This window comes from Rhizobacter sp. (genome assembly GCF_031412495.1).
GTDB lineage: Bacteria > Pseudomonadota > Gammaproteobacteria > Burkholderiales > Burkholderiaceae_C > Schlegelella_A.
In genome coordinates, this window is record NZ_JANODC010000129.1 from 1 (window position 1) to 19,136 (window position 19,136).

Annotated in this window: 20 protein-coding genes and 1 pseudogene; 6 read left to right on the plus strand and 15 right to left on the minus strand. The window is 70.0% G+C overall.

Annotated elements, in window-relative coordinates; all coding sequences use genetic code 11:
* The 11 genes from AC30N0_RS04770 to AC30N0_RS04820 all read right to left on the minus strand — a co-directional run.
* The coding region (locus AC30N0_RS04770; protein WP_489516785.1) for an acetolactate synthase large subunit at positions 1-1,275 on the minus strand (1,275 nt) is incomplete at its 3' end.
* 4 nt (positions 1,276-1,279) lie between these two features.
* Entirely contained in the window at positions 1,280-2,671 is a 1,392-nt protein-coding gene (locus AC30N0_RS04775) for an NAD-dependent succinate-semialdehyde dehydrogenase (RefSeq protein ID WP_489516786.1), read from the minus strand.
* On the minus strand, positions 2,668-2,859 hold the full coding sequence (locus tag AC30N0_RS04780) for a hypothetical protein (protein ID WP_489516787.1): 192 nt from the start codon (positions 2,857-2,859) through the stop codon (positions 2,668-2,670). Before AC30N0_RS04780 ends, AC30N0_RS04775 begins: the two co-directional genes overlap by 4 nt.
* Positions 2,860-2,873: 14 nt before the next feature.
* Entirely contained in the window at positions 2,874-4,310 is a 1,437-nt protein-coding gene (phnY, locus tag AC30N0_RS04785; protein WP_489516788.1) for a phosphonoacetaldehyde dehydrogenase, read from the minus strand.
* A 27-nt stretch (positions 4,311-4,337) separates the two neighbouring features.
* Positions 4,338-5,429 carry an iron-containing alcohol dehydrogenase PsrA gene (psrA, locus tag AC30N0_RS04790; protein ID WP_489516789.1) on the minus strand — a complete coding sequence of 364 codons (1,092 nt, stop codon included), beginning with the start codon at positions 5,427-5,429 and terminating at the stop codon, positions 4,338-4,340.
* Positions 5,430-5,453: 24 nt separating this feature from the next.
* Positions 5,454-6,701, minus strand: a complete 1,248-nt coding sequence (phnA, locus tag AC30N0_RS04795) for a phosphonoacetate hydrolase (RefSeq protein WP_489516790.1) — start codon at positions 6,699-6,701, stop codon at positions 5,454-5,456.
* Between the two features lie 25 nt (positions 6,702-6,726).
* Positions 6,727-7,590, minus strand: a complete 864-nt coding sequence (gene phnE / locus AC30N0_RS04800) for a phosphonate ABC transporter, permease protein PhnE (RefSeq protein WP_489516791.1) — start codon at positions 7,588-7,590, stop codon at positions 6,727-6,729.
* A gap of 13 nt (positions 7,591-7,603) precedes the next feature.
* Positions 7,604-8,419, minus strand: a complete 816-nt coding sequence (phnE, locus tag AC30N0_RS04805) for a phosphonate ABC transporter, permease protein PhnE (protein ID WP_489516792.1) — start codon at positions 8,417-8,419, stop codon at positions 7,604-7,606.
* Positions 8,416-9,165, minus strand: coding sequence for a phosphonate ABC transporter ATP-binding protein (gene phnC, locus AC30N0_RS04810; RefSeq protein WP_489516793.1), 750 nt, complete (start codon positions 9,163-9,165; stop codon positions 8,416-8,418). Before phnC ends, phnE (AC30N0_RS04805) begins: the two co-directional genes overlap by 4 nt.
* 14 nt (positions 9,166-9,179) lie before the next feature.
* Complete coding sequence (locus AC30N0_RS04815) at positions 9,180-10,118, minus strand: phosphate/phosphite/phosphonate ABC transporter substrate-binding protein (RefSeq protein WP_489516794.1); 939 nt, start codon at positions 10,116-10,118, stop codon at positions 9,180-9,182.
* A 115-nt stretch (positions 10,119-10,233) separates the two neighbouring features.
* Positions 10,234-10,959: a phosphonate utilization associated transcriptional regulator gene (locus AC30N0_RS04820; RefSeq protein WP_489516795.1), complete on the minus strand. Its 726-nt coding sequence runs from the start codon at positions 10,957-10,959 to the stop codon at positions 10,234-10,236.
* 118 nt (positions 10,960-11,077) lie between these two features.
* Between AC30N0_RS04820 and AC30N0_RS04825 the strand changes: the two genes are divergently transcribed.
* Both AC30N0_RS04825 and AC30N0_RS04830 read left to right on the plus strand, forming a co-directional pair.
* Positions 11,078-11,221 carry a hypothetical protein gene (locus AC30N0_RS04825; RefSeq protein ID WP_489516796.1) on the plus strand — a complete coding sequence of 48 codons (144 nt, stop codon included), beginning with the start codon at positions 11,078-11,080 and terminating at the stop codon, positions 11,219-11,221.
* Between the two features lie 48 nt (positions 11,222-11,269).
* Positions 11,270-11,743 carry a hypothetical protein gene (locus AC30N0_RS04830; RefSeq protein ID WP_489516797.1) on the plus strand — a complete coding sequence of 158 codons (474 nt, stop codon included), beginning with the start codon at positions 11,270-11,272 and terminating at the stop codon, positions 11,741-11,743.
* A gap of 6 nt (positions 11,744-11,749) precedes the next feature.
* Here AC30N0_RS04830 and AC30N0_RS04835 read toward each other — a convergent pair whose 3' ends face one another.
* The 4 genes and pseudogenes from AC30N0_RS04835 to AC30N0_RS04850 form a co-directional block, all read right to left on the minus strand.
* On the minus strand, positions 11,750-12,676 hold the full coding sequence (locus AC30N0_RS04835; protein WP_489516798.1) for a DMT family transporter: 927 nt from the start codon (positions 12,674-12,676) through the stop codon (positions 11,750-11,752).
* Positions 12,673-13,224: a methylated-DNA--[protein]-cysteine S-methyltransferase gene (locus tag AC30N0_RS04840; RefSeq protein ID WP_489516799.1), complete on the minus strand. Its 552-nt coding sequence runs from the start codon at positions 13,222-13,224 to the stop codon at positions 12,673-12,675. Before AC30N0_RS04840 ends, AC30N0_RS04835 begins: the two co-directional genes overlap by 4 nt.
* Positions 13,221-14,756 (minus strand): Ada metal-binding domain-containing protein, encoded by a 1,536-nt coding sequence (locus AC30N0_RS04845; protein WP_489516800.1) that lies wholly within the window; start codon positions 14,754-14,756, stop codon positions 13,221-13,223. The genes AC30N0_RS04840 and AC30N0_RS04845 overlap by 4 nt, the downstream gene beginning before the upstream one ends.
* Before the next feature lie 69 nt (positions 14,757-14,825).
* A pseudogene (locus AC30N0_RS04850) lies at positions 14,826-15,631 on the minus strand (crotonase/enoyl-CoA hydratase family protein).
* A gap of 149 nt (positions 15,632-15,780) precedes the next feature.
* Between AC30N0_RS04850 and AC30N0_RS04855 the strand changes: the two are divergent.
* The 4 genes from AC30N0_RS04855 to AC30N0_RS04870 form a co-directional block, all read left to right on the plus strand.
* Positions 15,781-16,656 (plus strand): branched-chain amino acid ABC transporter permease, encoded by an 876-nt coding sequence (locus AC30N0_RS04855; protein ID WP_489516804.1) that lies wholly within the window; start codon positions 15,781-15,783, stop codon positions 16,654-16,656.
* The gene (locus AC30N0_RS04860) at positions 16,656-17,732 is read left to right on the plus strand and encodes a branched-chain amino acid ABC transporter permease (protein ID WP_489516801.1); all 1,077 of its coding nucleotides are present in this window, start codon (positions 16,656-16,658) and stop codon (positions 17,730-17,732) included. Before AC30N0_RS04855 ends, AC30N0_RS04860 begins: the two co-directional genes overlap by 1 nt.
* Positions 17,733-17,743: 11 nt before the next feature.
* Complete coding sequence (locus AC30N0_RS04865) at positions 17,744-18,562, plus strand: ABC transporter ATP-binding protein (RefSeq protein ID WP_489516802.1); 819 nt, start codon at positions 17,744-17,746, stop codon at positions 18,560-18,562.
* A partial coding sequence (locus AC30N0_RS04870) for an ABC transporter ATP-binding protein (RefSeq protein WP_489516803.1) occupies positions 18,559-19,136 on the plus strand: 578 nt, incomplete at its 3' end. The genes AC30N0_RS04865 and AC30N0_RS04870, both read left to right, overlap by 4 nt.

The window sequence follows — 19,136 nt, forward strand, 5'->3', positions numbered from 1 at the left end:
CGGGTAGAGCAGCGCCGCCATGATCGCCTGGGGCAGGCCGGCGCCCATCGTCGCCAGCGCGTTGTCGAGCAGGAGCGTGTTGGCCTCGCGCGTGCGGTAGTTGCGTGCGAACCAGATCTTGTACATGCCGTTGTCGAGGGCGACGATGCCGTCGGCCGGCATCACCTGGCGCACGTCGTGCACGATGCGCTGCGGCGTCCAGCGGTCTTCGGTCGCGCGGTCGGCCAGGTGGGCCAGGATGCGCTCGCGGAGCGGCAGCAGCGCGCCGGCATGGGGCAGGCGGCCTTCGAGCCGGTCGGCGAGCAGGGACAGCGAGCGCCCTATGTCCCCGACCACTTCAGCGTGGGGGAAGTAGACCTGCTCGACGGTCGCGGACTGGTAGGCCACGTGGATCACCAGCGGGTCGTCGTCGTCCATGATGAAGGGCGGCTTCTCGCTCGTGTCGTGGCCGATGGCGACGATCAGGTCGGCCTGCTCGATGGCGTCGTGCACGTAGTCGCGCTCGGACAACGCGGCCGTGCCCATGTAGAGCTCGGTGCCGCCGGGCACCGTGCCCTTGCCCATCTGCGTCGTGAAGTAGGGGATGCGCGTGCGCAGGACGAACTGCGCCAGGTCGGCGGTGGCCCGGGGCCTGGAGGCGGCCGCACCGAGCATGATCAGCGGCCGGCGGGCGGCGACGAGCATCGCCGCGGCGCGGTCGAGCATCTCGGCACTGGCGAGCGGCAGCTCGAGCGGATGCGGCGGCACCATGCGCGCGCCTTCGCAGGCCTCGCCGGCGATGTCTTCCGGCAGCTCCAGCAGAACGGGCCCCGGCCGTTCCTCCCGGGCCACGCGAAAGGCCTCGCGCACGAGCGTCGGGATCGTTGCCGTGGAGACGATCTGGTGCGCCAGCTTGGTCAGCGGCTTCATGGCGGCGACGATGTCGACGATCTGGAACCGGGCCTGGCGCGAGGTCAGGATGCCCTTCTGGCCGGTGATCATCACCATCGGCATCGCGCCGACGTGGGCGAAGGCGGCCGCCGTGGTGAGGTTCAGGGCGCCGGGGCCGAGCGTGGTGATGCAGACGCCCGGCTTGCCGGTCAGCCGGCCGTAGGTTGCGGCCATGAAGCCCGCCGCCTGCTCGTGGCGCGTGATCACCAGCTCGATGCGCGAGTGGCGCAGCGACTCGACGACGTCGAGGTTCTCCTCGCCCGGTATGCCGAAGATGCGCTCGACGCCCTCGTTCTCGAGAGCGGTGACGAGCAGGTCCGATCCCTTGGTCATCGCTTGGGTCATCGCACTAGCTCTTGACCTGGACCGACTTGACGTTGACGAACTCGCGGATGCCGAAGTCCGCGCACTCGCGGCCGTAGCCCGAGTGCTTGACACCGCCGAACGGCATGCGCGGGTCGGAGCGGACGTTGTCGTTGACGAAGCTCATGCCCGCATCAAGCTCGTCGGCGGCGATGCGCTCGCCGCGCGCGAGGTCGCGGGTGAGCACGCCCGAGCCCAGCCCGAACTCGCTGGCGTTGGCGATGGCGATGGCATCCTGCTCGTCGTCGGCTTCGATGACGGCGGCCACCGGCCCGAAGACCTCGTCGTCGTGCGCCGGCTGGCCCGGCTTCACGTTGCCGAGCACGGTGGCCGGGTACCAGGCGCCGGGCCGGTCCGGGATCACTCCCCCGAGCAGCAGCTTCGCGCCCTTGGCAATGCTCTCCTGGACCTGCTCGTGGACCTGGTCGCGCGCCGCCACGCTCTGCAGCGGCCCGAGCCGGGTGGCCGGGTCGCGCGGGTCGCCGATCGTGTAGGCGCGCATTGCTTCGACGAATGCCGCCTCGAATGCCTCGCGCACCGGCCGCACGACGATGAAGCGCTTGCCGGCGATGCAGCTCTGGCCGGCGTTGACCATCCGGGCCGCTGCACACACCTTCGCCGCCGCTGCGATGTCGGCGTCCTCGAGCACGAGGTAGGCGTCGGCGCCACCGAGCTCGAGCACGCACTTCTTCAGCTGGCCGCCCGCGATCGCGGCGACGCTGCGACCGGCGGCCACGCTTCCCGTCAGCGTGACCGCAGCAACGTCGGCGTTTTCGATCAGCGACCCGACCTCGGCGCCCTTGATCAGCACGGCGGCGAACAGGTCGTCCGGAAAGCCGGCGTCCCTGAACACCGATTCGATCGCCAGTGCGCAGCCCGGCACGTTGCTGGCGTGCTTGAGCACGCCGCCGTTGCCCGCCATCAGGGCCGGAGCCGCGAAGCGAAACACTTGCCAGAACGGAAAGTTCCAGGGCATCACGGCCAGCACCACGCCGAGCGGATTGAAGGTGACGAAGGCCTTCGCGCCCCCCAGCTCGACGTCCTGGCGTGCGAGGTAACGGTGCGCATGCGCAGCGAAGTGCTCGCAGGCGTTCGCACACTTGTCGATCTCGGCGCGCCCGTCGGTCACGGTCTTGCCCATCTCCGCGGTCATGAGCGCGGCGAACTCGTCTCGCCGCGCCCGGAGGACGGAGGCGGCGCCACGCATGAGCCGGCTGCGTTCGTCGAAAGGGGTCCGGCGCCAGGCGCGCTGGGCCTGCGCCGAGCGCAAGATCTGGCCTGTGGCCTGTACCGCCGTGTGGCCGGGGAAGGACCGGCCCGGCCGGAGCGTGGCGGGGTCGAGGGTCTCGAAGATTGAACCGGTGGCTGCGTCGTTCATCCTTGCTCCTGACCAGAGGCGATGCTCGCGAGCTTGACACCCTTCGCGACGGCCGTGCTCGGGTACAGGCCTTCGGGCAGGCCCTTGCCCTCGGGCACCAGGAACTCGACGTCCGGCAGCGCGTCGCGGAACGCCCGCAGCTGCTCTTCCCGGATCGCGTGGACGAAGGCGAAGGTGCGCAGCGTCATGGACGCCTCCTGCCTCAGACCCAGGGCAGCGAGTAGGTCTTGATGTTGGTGAAGCTCTTGATGGCCTCCTGCACGCCTTCCTTGTAGCCGAGGCCGGAGTCCTTGATGCCGCCGAAAGGCGTCAGCTCGAGACGGTAGCCCGGCACCTCGCGCACGTTGACCGAGCCGACCTCGAGCTCGGCGACGAAGCGCGTGATGTAGTCGAAGCGGTTCGTGCACACCGCCGACGACAGGCCGTAGGCGGTGGAGTTCGAGATCCGGATCGCGTCGTCGATGCTCTTGAAGCGGATCACCGGCGACACCGGCCCGAAGGTCTCGTGCAGCACCAGCGGCATGTCCTGCGTGACGCGGTCGACCACCGTCGGCGCGTACAGCGCGCCCTTGCGCTGGTGGCCGGCCAGGACCTTCGCGCCCAGCGTCACCGCCTCGTTCACCTTGTCCTCGCAGTAGCGGGCGGCAGTCTCGTCGATCACCGTGCCCATCTCGACCTTCGGGTCCATCGGGTCGCCGTAGCTCCAGGCGCGCGTCTTGGCGACGAGCAGCTCGACGAAACGATTGGCCACTGACTCCTGCACCAGCATCCGCTTCACCGCCGTGCAGCGCTGTCCCGAGTTCTTGTACGAGCCGGCCGCGGCGAGCGTCGCCGCCTCCTCGAGGTCGGCGTCCTCCATGACGATGATCGGGTCGTTGCCCCCGAGCTCGAGCACCATGCGGCGGTAGCCGGCCTTCGACGCGATGTACTTGCCGATCGTCACGCCGCCGGTGAAGGTGATCAGGTCGATGTCCGCATTCGTCAGCATCTCGTCGGCGATCTCGGCCGGATCGCCGGTGAGCACCTGGAACATCTCGGGCGGCAGGCCGGCCTCGTAAAGCACGTCGGCGAGGACGATGGCCGAGAACGGAACCTTCTCCGACGGCTTCAGCACCATCCGGTTGTTGGTGACGATCGAGGGCACGACCTTGTGCGCGACCTGGTTCATCGGGTGGTTGAACGGCGTGATGGCGCTGATGGCGCCGAGCAGCGGGTCGCGCTGCGTGTACACGCGCCGCTTCTTGCCGTGCGGCGTCAGGTCGCAGGAGAAGATCTGCCCGTCGTCCTTCAGGCACTCGTTGGCGCCGAACAGCAGCACGTCGCTGACCCGGCCGATCTCGTAGAGCGAGTCCTTCTTGCACAGGCCGCTCTCGGCGGTGATGAGGTCGGCAAACTCCTCGGTCCGGCTGCGGATCAGGGCCGCGGCCTTGTTCAGGACGGCGGCGCGGTCGAAGCGCGAGAGCTTCGACTTGTAGGCCCGGGCGATGCCGAAGGCCTGCCGCACGTCGTCGAGCGTCGCCTTCGGCACGGTGCCGATCAGCTGCTCGGTGTAGGGGTTGAAGACCTCGATGACACGGTCGCGGTGCACGCTCCGGCCGCCGATCCGCATGGCTTCACGGCGCAACTCTCTCGCATTCATGATGGGTTTCCTTGGTGGGCCGGGTGCCTAGGCAGGCACGCCGATGAAGTTCTTGCCGCGCACGCCGTCGAGCGCGGTCGCAATCATCCGCTCCGACGCGGCGGCCGACACGCCGTAGCTCTCGAAGCGGGTGCTGACGCCGAGGTCCTCGAGGAAGCCCTCAAGGAAGGCCGGCGCCTGCGCCAGCGGCACGTCGAAGACGCGGGCCAGGACGGCGTCGCGGCCGGGGTCCGCGCCGAGCGCGCGCTGCAGCACCATCCCGAGCGTGAACGAGCAGGCGATGCCGTGCGGCAGGCCGTGGTGGATCGTCATGTCGTAGGAGATCGAGTGGGCGAGGGCGGTGCGTGTGTTCGAGAAGGCCAGGCCGGCGGTGAGCGCGGCCAGCGCCATGCGCCGGCGCAGCTCGATGTCCTGCGGCGTCTTCAGCAGCTCGGGCAGGGTCGCCAGGACCATGCGCGCCGCGTTGACGGCGTGATTGTCGGACACCGGGTTGGCGTTGACGTTCCAGATCGATTCCAGCGCGTGCGATAGCGCGTCGAGCCCGGCCGAGAGCGTCGGCCCGGGCGGCAGCGAAAGCGTCAGCTCCGGGTCGACGATCGCCGCTTCCGGCCAGGTCTCGGGCAGGTGCAGCGAATACTTCTTGCCCGCCGCCCGGTGCCACACCGTCGCCCAGCCCGTCACCTCGCTGCCCGTGCCCGAGGTCGTCGGCAGCGCGATCAGCGTCTTGACGCGGTGCGGCGTGAACGGCTTGCCCGTCGCCAGCAGCGCGACCAGGGCATCGAACTCGCCGCTCTCGGTGCCGACCATCAGCGCCTTGGCGGTGTCGAGGGCGCTGCCGCCGCCGACGGCGACGATCACCTCGCTCGTCAGGTGCTGGCGCCAGAAGGCGCGGTACAGGCCGTCGAGGCCGTCGACGTCGGGGTTCGGCTGCGTGTCCTCGATGACGCCGACCAGCGCCGGGCCCAGCAGCCGGCGCAGGCGCGGCAGCAGGCCGAAGGACTCGGCCTCCGGGAAGGTGACGATGCTGGCGCGGCGGCCGCGCAGGACCTTCGGCAGCGTCTCGAGGACGCCGGCGCCGAAATGGATGGCGACGGGGTTGTGGTATTCCCAGTTCTTCAAGCCGGCTCTCCTCGTGGCGTGGCCTCAGGCGACGGCGTGGTTCAGCGACAGGTCGAAGATGTCGAAGTTGCGCTGGCGCCGGCCGGGCGCGAGGCCCTGCAGCACCCGGTTGAAGAGCAGCGGCACCACCTGCTCGGAGACGCCGCCATGCGAGCGCAGCGGCGCGTCCAGGCCGGACAGGTCGTGCCGCGCCGGGCTCGTGCCGATGACGTAGAGCCGCTCGGAGACGATCACGACGTCGCCGATGCGATCCGGCGGCAGCTCGAAGCGCTCGGCCGCCTCGGCGCGCGAGAGCACCAGCTCGACCCCGGCCAGGCGGCGCAGCTTCGCGAAAAGGCCAGCGTGGTCGGCGCCGGCCGGCAGGTAGGCTGTCGCGAATGATCCGAGCGAGCCGTGGTGGGCCACGTAGGGGTCGGTCACGGGAAGGATGACGCGCGCCTTGCCGGCGCCGATCTCGGCGTCGAACCAGTCCTGCAGGAACAGGATCTGCGGCCGGCCGGCGGCATCGGTCTTGGCGTTCATGCCGTGGTCGGCCGTCAGCGCGATGGTCACGCCCATCGCGTCGAGCTGGGCCAGGTAGCCGCTCATCATCCGGTAGAAGTCGTTGGCGGCCGGCGTGCCGGGCGCGTGCTTGTGCTGGACGTAGTCGGTGGTCGACAGGTACATCACGTCGGGCCGGTCGCGGGCCATGATCTTGACCCCGGCCGCGAACACGAACTCCGAGAGGTCGGCGCTGTACACCTTCGGCAGGGGCTTGCCGACGAGCTCGAGCACGCCGGTGATGCCGTTGCCCTCCTGCGTCAGCTGGTCGGCCTTCTCGGCCGAGAAGCACGTCGCCTTCATGCCCTTGCCGAGCAGGGTGCGCAGCTTGTCCTTGGCGGTGATCACGACCACCTTGGCCCCGGCGTTGGAGAAGCCGGCGAGGATCGTCTCGGCACGCAGGTACTTGGCGTCGTTCATCATCACTTCCTCGTCCGCGTCGCGGTCGTAGAAGTAGTTGCCGCAGATGCCGTGCACGGCGGGCGGCACGCCGGTCACGATCGACAGGTTGTTCGGGTTGGTGAAGCTCGGCACGACGCAGTCGCCGAGCAGCGACGTGCCCTTGGCGCACATCTCGGCGAGGTAGGGCGCGACGCCGGCCTGGATCGCCTGGTTGATGTAGTCGGCCTCGCAGCCGTCGACGCAGACGATGACCAGCGGACGGTCCATCCAGCGGTAGGTGCGCCCGTTCGCGGAGACGGAGCGCTCCGGCGCGGCAGCTTGGGTGTTCATGGAAGGCTTTCGGTGTGGATCGGGTTCAGGCCACGGCCCTGGCGATGCGCGTGCGCAGCCAGGCGGAGAAGAGCTCGGAGACGATGACGACGAGGATGATCGAGAGCAGGATGGCGGCGACGTCGCGCGAGGCGACGCGCTGCACGCTTTCGCGCAGGTACCAGCCCATCCCGCCGGCGCCGAAGAAGCCGACCACCGTGGCGGCGCGGAAGACTACATCCCAGGTGTAGATGGAGATGCCGGTCCAGGCGACGCGCACCTGCGGCAGGACGGCGAACACGAAGACCTGCAGGACGTTGCCGCCGGTCGCGCGGATGGCCTCGACCTGGCCCGGCTCGACGGCCTCGATCGCCTCCGAGAACAGCTTGCCGGCGAAGCCGATGCAGAACAGGGTCAGCGCCAGCGCGCCGGGCAGCATGCCGAAGCCGAGCAGCGTGACCAGGAGGATGGTCCAGATCATCTCGTGCACCGAGCGGCAGGCCATGATGAACAGGCGCGCGACCGGGTAGAGGAAGCGCCGGCTCGGGGTCAGGTTGTAGGCCGCGAACCAGGCCAGCGGGACCGCCGCCGCGAGGCCGAGCACGGTCGCGAGGTACGACATCTGCAGCGTCTCGACGACCGAGTGCCAGTAGTCGGCGTTGAGGATGTGGCCGAGGTTCGGCGGGAAGTAGCGCCGCGCCAGCATCTCGCTCATGCGCCCGAGCATCCCCGGCAGCCGATCGACCTCGATGTTCAGGTACTCGAGCGAGAAGGCGATGAAGGCGAGCGAGCCGAGCAGGGCGATGTACTTGTAGAGGCTCTGCGGATAGCGCATCCGGCTCCAGGTCGGCGGCAGCCGGTCTCCGGCCGCCGGCCCGCCAGGAGCGCGCGCCGACGCCGGCCCGAGCACCGCCGCGCCCAGCTCAGATGATGGCTTTGCGTGCATAGTGCGAGATCACCTCGCCGAGGATGATCAGGGCCAGGACGGCGAGGATCACGACGGCGATGCCGCCGTAGTTCGACATCGCCATCTGCCGGAACAGCATCAGGCCCAGCCCGCCGGCGCCGACCAGGCCGAGGATGGTCGAGCGGCGGATGTTGATGTCCCACTCGAAGATGATGTTGCCGACGAAGACCGGGATGATCTGCGGCAGGATCGCGAACCACAGGATCTGGAACTTCGTGCCGCCGGCGGCGCGGATCGCCTCGAGCGGCTTCGGGTCGACGTCCTCGATGGCCTCGGCGATGGTCTTGGAGATGAAGCCCACCGAGCGCACGGCCATCGCCAGGATGCCGGCCAGCGCGCCCAGCCCCACGGCCGACACGAAGATGAGGCCCCAGACGATCTCGTGCACCGAGCGCGACATCGTCATGCCGAAGCGGCCGATGGCGTAGGAGATCTTGCCGAAGGGCGTGATGTTGGCGGCGCCGAGCCAGGCCACGGGGATCGACAGCACCAGGCCGGCGAGGGTGGCGAGGGTGGCCATGAGCACCGTCTCGAGGGCGGGCTCGAACAGCTGCGGCACGATGCTCAGGTCGAGCTCGAGGAAACGCCCGAGCGTGGTCAGGAGCGTGCCGCCGACGATCCGGCTCCAGTCGGTGTCGCGGACGACGATGGCCTCGATGCTCCACACCACGACGGCCAGGATCACGAAATACGACGTGTAGCGCACGGTGCGCGTGCGCCGGCGGCCGGCGGCGATGCCGGCGACCCGCGCGTCGAGCGTCGCCGCGCTCACAGCACCTCCATCGCGTAGATCTCCTGCAGCGCCTGCTTGTCGAGCTGCGCCGGGCTGCCTTCGAACTTCTTCATCCCGTCCTGCAAGCCGATGACCCGGGTGCAGAACTCGCAGGCGAGGTCGACGTCGTGGATGTTGCAGAGCACGGGGATGTGGAACTCGCGCGCGATCTCGCGGATCAGGCCCATCACCTCGCGCGAGATCTTCGGATCGAGGCTCGAGGTCGGCTCGTCGACGAGGAGAAGCTTGGGGTTCTGGATCAGTGCCCGGGCGATGCCGACCCGCTGCCGCTGCCCGCCGGACAGGCGGTCGGCTCGCTTGTCGATGTGCTCGCTCAGCCCGACGCGGTCGAGCAGGCGCAGCGCCTGCTCGATGTCGGCCTTCGTGTACATGCGCAGGATGCTGCGCAGCGTGCCGGTGTAGCCGAGGCGGCCGGTCAGGACGTTGTCCATGACCGAGAGCCGCTCGATCAGGTTGAACTCCTGGAAGATCATGCCGATGTTGCGGCGCGCGGCGCGCAGTTCGGCGTAGGGCAGCTTCACCAGGTCGACCCCGTTGAAGAGCACCTGGCCGCCGCTCGGCTCGACCAGCCGGTTGACGCAGCGGATCAGCGTCGACTTGCCGGATCCGCTCGGGCCGATGACGGCGAAGAAATCATCGGCGCCGAGCGTGAAGCTCAGGCCCTTGAGGACCTCGCGGCCGGCATAGCCGGCGCGCAGGTCCTTCACTTCCAGTACGGCCGGCATCGCGTCCGGGCCGCTTACTTGCCGCCGCCGGCTTCACGGATCACGTCGTAGTCGGAGTCCTTCATCACCACGAACTTCTCGGCGAAGACGTTCTCCAGGTACTTCTTGCCGTCGGGCTGCTGGTCGAGGGTGACGAAGGTGTCCTGGATCTGCTTCTTCAGCTCCGGGCAGAGCGTGCTGCGGTAGACGAACGGGTCCTGCGGGATCAGCGGCGAGGTCCACAGGATGTTGAAGTCGTCGGTCTTCATCCGCCCCTTGCTGGCGGTGATCGCGTTCATGTAGCGGTGCGTCGCCACGAAGGCGGCGTCGGCCTTGCCGTCGAACACCGCGCCGGTCGAGAGATCGTGGCCGCCCGAGAACGCGACCTTGCTGAAGTACTGCTTGAGCGGCATCTTGATCACCTTGCCGCCGAAGATCGACTCCGGGATCAGCGAGCCCGAGGTGCTGGCCGGGTCGACGAGCAGCATCACCGAGCCCTTCACCGACTCGACGGTGGTGAACTTGGAGCCCTTCTTCGTGATCAGGATCGACTTGAAGCCCGGGCCGGCCTCCTGCACGCCGTCCTGCTTCTTGTAGTAGGTAGCGAAGACATCGACCTGGGCGCCCTGCGTCTTGGCGATCAGGTACGACTCCGGCCCGAGCACGGCGACGTCGACCCATTTCCCGAGCAGCGCCTCGACGACCGACGAGTACGACGTCGGCATGTAGAACTCGATCTTCTTGCCGGTGTTCTTGGCCAGGATGTCGAGCACCGGCTTGTACAGCGTCAGCTCGCGCACCGACTCCTGGGTCGGGATGATCGAGAAGCGGAGCACCTTCGGGTTCTCGCACGCCTGCGCCAGCGCAGTGCCGGGCAGGAGGCAGGCGGCGGCGACCGCGACGCCCGCTGCGGCGCGGCTCCAGGTGCTCGCGAAGTAGCGCGGCAGGGCGGGACGAACGGGTGATGTCTGCATGGGGGTCTCCTGATCTGGTCGTGGACGGCGAGGGCAATCGGCAGCGAGCTGCCAGCATGCCTCGCAACGGTGACACTGTGGCGACGTGACGCCCGCAGGCGCGGCCGCTCGCGTTCTACTGGCTGCGGCGCCGGACGCCCGGGGCGCGTCCGGTGAGGGAGGGTCGGTCGATGCTCGCAGCAAGGGCGTGGACGCGCCCGCGGCTGGCGGTGGCGTGCTCGTGCAGCTTCTGCCCGGCGGCGTCGGACCGGCCGGCTTCGATCAGGCGCAGGATCTCCTCGTGCTCGAGCATCGAGCTCGGCAGGCGGTGCGGCTGCGCCAGCGTGTGGCGGCGGAAGAGGCTCAGCTCGTTGACCAGGCGCCGGTAGATCTGCAGCAGCTTCGGGTTGCCGGCGTACTCGACGAGCGCGTCGTGGAAGCTCAGGTTCGCCTCGTGGTAGCCCTCCAGGTCGCCGCGGTCGGCGGCTTCGTGCATCCGTGCCACGAGCGCGCGCAGGGCGGCGAGCTGCTCGCGCGTGATCGACAGCGCGAGCTTGCGCCCGGCCATCTGCTCGAGGGTGGCGCGGATCTCGTAGATGTCGTCGGCCTCGGCGACCGAGATCTCGCGCACGAACACGCCGCGGTTCTTCTCGAGACGGACGAGGCCGGTCTCCTGCAGGGCGCGGAACGACTCGCGGACCGGGCCGCGCGAGACGCCGAGGCGGGTGGAGATCTCGGCTTCGTCGAGCTTCTTGCCGACCGAGAGCTCGCCGGCCAGGACCATGCGCTCGAGCTCGCGCTGCACCAGCATCGCCAGCGAGTGGGTCTGCAGGATGGCGATGTCGGCCGGGCGGTCACGCATCCGACCATCTTCGACGAAACCTGCAAATTGTCAACAATGTACTTCCCTCATGTTTGCAGTCTGCATGCCGAATGTCCGCGTCCCCGAGTCGGCGAGTCTTTTCCTCGACAGTTCGTGCATGGCCATCCTGCCCGGCATGCCCCAGGACGACGACGACCCGGAACCCGACGCGCTGCCGGTCGAGCCGGACGACGGCCTGCCGCCCCCACCGATTCCTCCAGACGGTCCCGGGCACGAGCCGGTGCAGCCGCCGAAGGCCTGACCGCGGCACAATCCGCGGCGCGCCGGACCAGGCGCTGGAGTTCTCTGGATGTTTCGTCTATGGGCCCTGGCCCTCGCCGCCCTTGCTGCACTCGGCTTCGCCGCATGGGCGTCCGACTTCGTCACCCTGCAGGGCGAGCGCACGATCTACACCGTCGAGTGCGTCGGTGGCGCTTGGCAGGGCAATCGCTGCGAGGGCAAGGTCGCGGCCGGACAGCGCTACCGCTACCGGGCCCTGAAGCCGCACCGCGAGGTCATCTTCTGGACCGTCGGGACGACGGAGCCCTCGGGCAAGTTCGAGGACTGCACGATCCAGGACGGTCGCAACTGGACCTGCAAGGTCTGCCCCGACGCGAAGCGGTCCATCACCCTGCAGATGGCGCAGGGCCACCCGATGGCCGGGGCCGACACCGTGACACGGCCGTTCCGCGCCGTGTCGAAGTGGCGCTGGATGCTGCTCAGGCAGGGCGTCACCGTCGACAGCCCGGTCGCACCTGCCGCGGCTGCCGCCTCGGCGGCCTGAGCCGGCTCAGGACCGGGCCGACTCCTCCGCGCCGCTGGCGCGGCCGATGCCGGGGCGACGCGGCCCCACGACGCCGGTCGCGAGTGCGGTGCCGACGAAGATGACCGCGCAGCCGAGCACGAGCGACACGCTCAGGCGCTCGCCGAGGAAGAGGCCGCCCCAGAGCACGGCAAAGATCGGCACCAGGTAGGTCACGGCCACCGCGTTGGCCGGCCCGGCGTGGGCGATCAGGCGGAAGTAGAGGATGTAGGCGAGGCCGGTGCAGAACAAGGCGAGCGCTGCCGCGGCCGCCCAGGCGCCGGGCGAAGGCGCAGCCTGCGGCCAGGCGAGGGCGGCAGGTGCAGCCAGCAGCAGCGTCGCCGAGATCTGGCTGCCAGTGGCGACGGCGAGCGGCGGCACGCCGGTCAGGTGCCGCTTGGTGATGCTCGGGGCCAGGCCGTAGCAGAGCGCGCCGACGATGCAGGCGACGACGGCCCAGGGCGACACGTCTCCTGACGCGGCGATCGCCGCGCCGGCGCGGTCCCAGGCGATCCAGACCACGCCGGCGAAGCCCACCACCAGGCCGGCGATGCGGAGCGCCGTCATCCGGTCGGCGAGCCAGAGCCAGGCCACGACGGCGGCGAACAGCGGCGTCGCCGAGTTGAAGATCGCCGAGACGCCGGCGTTGATCGACAGCGCCGCGTAGGCGAAGCAGGCGAAGGGGAGGGCCGAGTTGGTGAGTCCGACGATCGCGATCGGCCGCCAGTGCCGGCGCAGCGCGCCGACCTCGCCGCGCGCGGCGAGCAGCGGCAGGAGCAGCAGGCTCGCGCCGGCCACGCGCGTCAGCGCCAGCGAGAACGGTCCGAACGCGGGCACGGCGATGCGCATGAAGAGAAACGAGCCACCCCAGAGCGCGGCCAGGGCGACGAGCTCGGCGATGTCGCGTGGCCTCAATGAAGCTCCATCTGCGCCGCGCCCGCGCCGCTGCGCACGCGCCGCTCGGCCTCGAGCCGCAGCAGCGCGGTCTTCCGATCGAGCCCGGCGGCATAGCCGGTCAGGGCACCGGTGCTGCCGACGACGCGGTGGCAGGGCACGATGATCGACACCGGGTTGCGGCCCACGGCAGAGCCGACGGCGCGCCCCGACGAGGCCGGGCCGAGCCGGCGTGCGATGTCGCCGTAGCTGCAGGTGGTGCCGGGCGCGATGCGCAGCAGCTCGGCCCAGACGGCCCGCTGGAACGGCGTCCCCTGCAGGTCGAGAGCGATTTCGAACGCGACGCCCTCGCCGGCGAAGTAGGCCGCGAGCTGGCGCGCCGCCGACGCCAGCAGCGGATCGTCTGGCCGCTCCGGCGCGCCGATCGTCAGCGGGTGGTGCTTCTGGTTCTGGAACCAGGCGCCGGCCAGGCCGAGCTCGGTGCGCGCGAGCAGCAGCGGCCCGAGCGGCGAGTCGATCCGGCTCTGCGCGGTGCACGAACGGACGATGGATTCGGTGGCGAAGGTCATGGCGTGGATCCTGGTTCGACGGACACGGGCGAGTTCCACAGGCGCAGCAGGGCGTAGGCACGCCACGGCCGCCAGGCTTCGGCGTGCGCATCGCAGGCGCGAGCCGTGGCCGTGCCGAAGCGCCGACGCATCGCCTTCATCGCGGCGACGTCGCCCGGCGGAAAGGCGTCGGGCCAGCCGAGGCCGCGCATGGCGATGTAGTGCGCGGTCCACGGGCCGATGCCGGGCAGCTCGCGCAGCCGCTCGACGAGCCGCTCGGGCGACGAGCCCGGTGCGAACAGGCGCGCGAGCTCGGGCCACGCAACGGCGATGGCCTGGATGGCGCCGGCCCGGCCGCGGATGATGCCGAGCTCGGCGATGCGCTCGAGCGGCGCTTCGGCCAGCGTCGCCGGGCTCGGGAAAGCGCGCGCGATGGCCTTCCACGGCGTTGCCACCGGGCTGCCGAAGCGCTCGACGAGACGACGTGCCAAGGTGCGCGCGCCGGCAACGGTGACCTGCTGGCCGAGGACGGCGCGCGCCGCCAGCTCGAAGGGATCGACGCTTCCCGGCAGGCGCAGCCCCGGCGCTCCGGGCAGGCCGGCGAGGCCGCCGTCGATCGTGTCCGGTGCCGCGTCGAGGTCGAGCCAGCGCCGCACGGCCGCGATGACGGCCCCGCTCCAGGGTCCGAAGCCCGGCGTGAAGGCGACGCGCACGCGCGCCGCATCGGCGACGAAGCTCGCCTCGAGCCAGCCCGCGTCGGGGCCGATCGCACCGGCGCGCACGCTGCGGCGGATGACGGTGCCCTCGACCGCTTCGATGCCGGGAATGGCTCGCTGCGCGACGAAGGCGAGGAGCGCAGCCTGATCGAACGGCGGCCGATAGCCGAGCAGGACGGTGATGGCCGGCGCATCCACCGGCTTGCGAGCGGCCACGCTGCTTGCGTTGCCGCGCCCGCGCGCCGCCAGCGGCGCCGCGACGGCGCTGCGGCGCAGCCGCATCGGGTTCATCCGGTAACCGCTCGCGAACGCGGCGTTGAAGCGGCGCAGGCTCCGGTAGCCGCTCGTCAGGGCGATCTGCGCGACCGGCAGGTCGGTGTCGGTGAGGAGCTGCTTGGCAAGCAGGAGGCGCCGCGTCTGCAGGTACTGCAGCGGCGTCACGCCGTGCTCGGCGAAGAAGATGCGACGCAGGTGCCGGTCGCTCACGCCGAGGCGCGCCGCGACGATGGCGACACCGGGCGCATCGCCCTCGGCCGAGGCCTCCTCGAGCAGCGTCGCCGCCTGGCGCGCCAGGGTGCGCGACGCGTCCATTACGGTCCACGGCAGGCCGGGGCCGGGCGCCATCTCCGGCCGGCACTTGAGGCAGGGCCGGAAACGTGCCGCCTCGGCTTGCGCCGGCGTCGCGAAGAAGCGGCAGTTGCGCTGCGCCGGCATGCGCACGCGGCAGATCGGGCGGCAGTAGACGCCGGTCGACGTCACGCCGACGAAGAGCCGGCCGTCGAAGCGGGCGTCGTGTGCGAGAAGGATCCGGTAGGCAGCATCGCCGTCGATCGTCATGCCGCGATTATGGTCAGCGGCCGGGCGCCGACTGGCCGTTTCCGGACACGTCCCGCCGGCGACGCGCGCTCAGTCCTGGGTGAAGCGGCCGTGCCTGCCGGTGCCGGAAACGAAGGCGCGCGCGCCTTCGACCGCTTCGCCGGCGGCGAGCGTCGCCCGCCCGAACGCGAACTCCTGGGCCAGGGCGTCGGCCATCGGCAGGCCGTGCTGGCGCCGCGTGCTGGCCCGGTCGTTGCGCATGCAGTGCTGCGGAAAGGCGGCGATCTCGCCGGCGAGCTCGAGCGCACGGCGAGGGCCTCGCCGGCACCGACGACGCGGTTGGCCAGGCCGAGCGCGAGCGCTTCGTCGGCACCGACGGCGCGTCCGGTCAGGATCAGGTCCATGGCCCGGCTCTCGCCGATGAGGCGCGGCAGGCGCACCGTGCCGCCGTCGACGAGCGGCACGCCGAAGCGGCGGCAGAACACACCGAAGATCGCCGTCGACGATGCCACGCGCAGGTCGCACCAGAGGGCCAGCTCCAGGCCGCCGGCGACTGCGTAGCCCTCGATGGCCGCGATCACCGGCTTGCCGAGCTCGAGCCGGCTCGGCCCCATCGGGCCGTCGTCGGCCATGTCGTTCGAGAGTACGAGCGCGCGTGCACTGCCGGCATCGCCCAGGCCGCCGTCGGCGACGGTGCGCAGGTCGGCGCCGGCGCAGAAGTGCGCGCCTTCCCCGCACAGCACCGCCACCTTCGCGCCGGCGTCGTCGTCGAAGGCGCGGAAGGCCGCGGTGAGGGCGCGTGCGGTCGGCCCGTCGACCGCGTTGCGGACTTCGGCGCGCGCGATCGTGACGGTCCAGACGGCGTCGGTCCTGTCAATGCGGACGGTCGTGGTCATCCGGGCACGCTGGCCGGGTTTTTACGCTCACGAGCGGGAGCCATCTTCGCTACAACGCAACTGCTTGCTTGGCGCAGAAGAATAGCAAGCCGGTGCTCTGCCGGCAAAAGAACCGCCTCCCCCAGGCCGGGCGCTCTCCGAAGGACAACGTGCAGGAACTGGAGATCGTCATCAAGGGCGTGGCGCAAGGCTGCAACTACGGCCTCATCGCCCTCGGTCTGGTCCTCATCTACAAGAGCACGGAAACGGTGAGCTTCGCCCATGGCGAGCTGATGATGCTCGGCGCCTTCATGGGCTTCGCCCTGATGACGATGTTCGGCGTGCCCTTCTGGCTCGCCGTGCCGGCGACCGTCCTCGGCATGGGCCTGTTCGGTGTCGGCCTCGAGCGCGCGGTGATCCGGCCGATCCTGGGCCAGCCGGCGTTCACGATCGTCATGCTGACGATCGGCATCGGCTACGTCGCGCGTGGCCTCGTGACGATGATCCCGGCCATCGGCACCGAGACGCACACCATGCCCGTGCCGTACAAGGACGTCGTCTGGAACGTCGGCGGCGTCTCGATCAACTCGGAACACGTCGTCGCGATGGTCGTCACCGCCGTGCTCTGCGCGGTGCTGTACGCGATGTTCCGCTTCAGCCGGGTCGGCATCGCCATGCAGGCGGCGTCGCAGAATCAGCTCGCCGCCTACTACATGGGCATTCCCGTGCGGCGGCTGAACGGGCTGGTCTGGGGCCTGGCCGCGGCGGCCGCGGCGGTCGCCGGCATCCTGCTCGCGCCGAGCACCTTCGTCCACGCCAACATGGGCTTCATCGGCCTGAAGGCGATTCCCGCGGCGGTCGTCGGCGGCTTCGGGAGCCTGCCCGGCGCCATCGTCGGCGGCATCATCATCGGCGTCGCCGAGGCGCTGTCGGGCTTCTACCTTCCCGAAGGCTTCAAGGACGTCGCGCCCTACGCGCTGGTCCTGCTCATGCTCGTCGTCAAGCCGAACGGCCTGTTCGGCGAGAAGCTGCGCAAGAAGGTCTGATGAGATTCCTCTTCAAGACCAGCTACCTGCAGGACGTGCGTCTCGTCCGGCACGCCGGCCAGGCGTTCTGGTACGGACTGCTCGTCCTCGCCCTGCTCGCCGCGCCCTGGGCCCTGCCGGAATACTGGCTGGCCCAGCTCACCTTCATCCTGATCTACGCGGTGGTCGGGCTCGGCCTCATGCTGCTCTCGGGCTACACGGGCCTGTTCTCGCTCGGCCACGCCGCCTTCCTCGGCGTCGGCGCGTACACCGAGGCGGTGCTCAGCAACGCCGGCTGGCCGTTTCCCGTGAGCTTCGCGCTCGCGGCGCTCGTCTCGGCCGCCGTCGGTGTCGTCGTCGGCCTGCCCGCGCTGCGCGTCAAGGGCATCTACCTCGCGATCGCGACGCTCGCCTTCGGCTTCATCGTCGTCGAAGTGTTCGCGCGCTGGGAGAGCGTCACCGGCGGCAATGCCGGCACGCACCTGAAGGCACCACGCATCTTCGACTGGGCCGTCGACACCGACGTGTCGTTCTACTTCATCTGCCTCGCGGTCACCGTCGGCGCCACGCTGGTCATCCTCAACCTGCTGCGCTCGCCGACCGGCCGCGCCTTCGTCGCCATCCGCGACTCGGAGATATCGGCGCAGAGCATGGGCATCCACCTGGCGCGCTACAAGACGCTGTCGTTCGCGATCTCGGCGGCGCTCGCCGGCATCGCCGGCGCGCTCTACGCGCACAAGCTGAAGTTCATCTCGCCCGACCAGTTCGAGATCCTGCACTCGATCGACCTCGTCCTGATGATCGTGGTCGGCGGCATCGGCTCGGTGCACGGCGCCTTCCTCGGCGCCATCTTCCTCATCACGATGCCGCAGGCGATCGCGCTGGCCAAGGACTACCTGCCGGCGGCGATCGGCCAGGCTCCGGGCCTGCAGGGAACGGTGTACGGCATCGTGCTGATCGCCATCGTGCTGTTCGAGCCGCTCGGCCTGTACGGTCGCTGGCTGAAGGTGCGAACCTACTTCCAGATCTTCCCGTTCTACCGCAAGGGCATGTTCAAGCGGCAGAAGAGCTTCCTCAAGTCGGATCGTCTGAAGTGACCGAGGCAGCCATGCCCCTGCTGTCAGCGCGCGGTCTCAGCGTCCGCTTCGGCGGCGTGCTCGCCGTCAACGACGTCGGCTTCGACGTCCGCCGCGGCGAGGTCTTCACGCTCATCGGCCCGAACGGCGCCGGCAAGACGACGGTCTTCAACCTCATCAGCCGCATCTACACGCCCACGGCGGGAAGCATCGAGTTCGAGGGCCGGTCGCTGCTCGGGCGCGCGCCGCACCAGATCGCCGCGCTCGGCATCGCCCGGACGTTCCAGAACATCGAGCTGTTCGAGAACGCCAGCGTCCTGCAGAACCTGCTCATCGGCCGGCACACGCACCGCCGCACCGGCGTGTGGAGCGAGATGCTGTTCACCCCGAAGGCGCGCGCCGCCGAGCTGCAGGCGCGCGAGGCAGTGGAGCGGGTGATCGATCTGCTCGACCTGCAGCACCACCGCGAGTCGCTGGTCCACGGCCTGCCGTACGGGGTGCGCAAGGTGGTGGAGCTGGCCCGGGCACTCTGCACCGAGCCGAAGCTCATCCTCCTCGACGAGCCATCGTCCGGGCTCAACGTCGAGGAGACCGACGACATGGCGTTCTGGATCGACGACATCCGTCACGAGCTCGGCATCACCGTGCTGATGGTCGAGCACGACATGACGCTGGTGTCGCGCGTCTCCGACCGTGTCCTGGCGATGAACCAGGGCGAGACGCTCGCGATCGGCACGCCGGCCGAGGTGCAGGCGAACCCGGCGGTGATCGAGGCCTATCTGGGCTCGGCCGAGGACGTCTCCTTGCTGCGTCGCGAGGCGGCCCGCCCGGACGCCGGGGCAAGGGCATGAGCGAAGGCGCGGCGATCCTGCGCCTCTCGAACGTCGAGAGCGCCTACGGGCCGATCCGTGCCATCCGCGGCGTCAGCCTCGAGGTCGGGCGCGGCCGGATCGGCGCGGTGCTCGGCTCCAACGGCGCCGGCAAGTCGACCATCCTGAAGACGATCTCCGGGATCATCGACCCGCGCAAGGGCAGCATCGAGTTCGCCGGCGAGGACATCACGGCGAGCGACCCGGCCGTCGTCGTGCAAAAGGGGCTCAGCCACGTGCCCGAGGGGCGCGAGGTGTTCCCGCTGCTCTCCGTCCGCGACAACCTGCTGATGGGCGCCTACACGCGCAAGGACCGCGACGCGGTCGGCCGCGACATCGAGCTCGTCTACGGCTACTTCCCGATCCTGCGCGAGCGCGCGACGCAGGAGGCCGGCCTCCTCTCGGGCGGCCAGCAGCAGATGCTCAGCATCTCGCGGGCGCTGATGGCGGCGCCGCAGATGATCCTGCTCGACGAGCCGAGCCTGGGGCTCTCGCCGCGCCTGACGCGCGAGATCTTCGAGATCGTCGTGCGCATCAACCGCGAGCGCGGCACGAC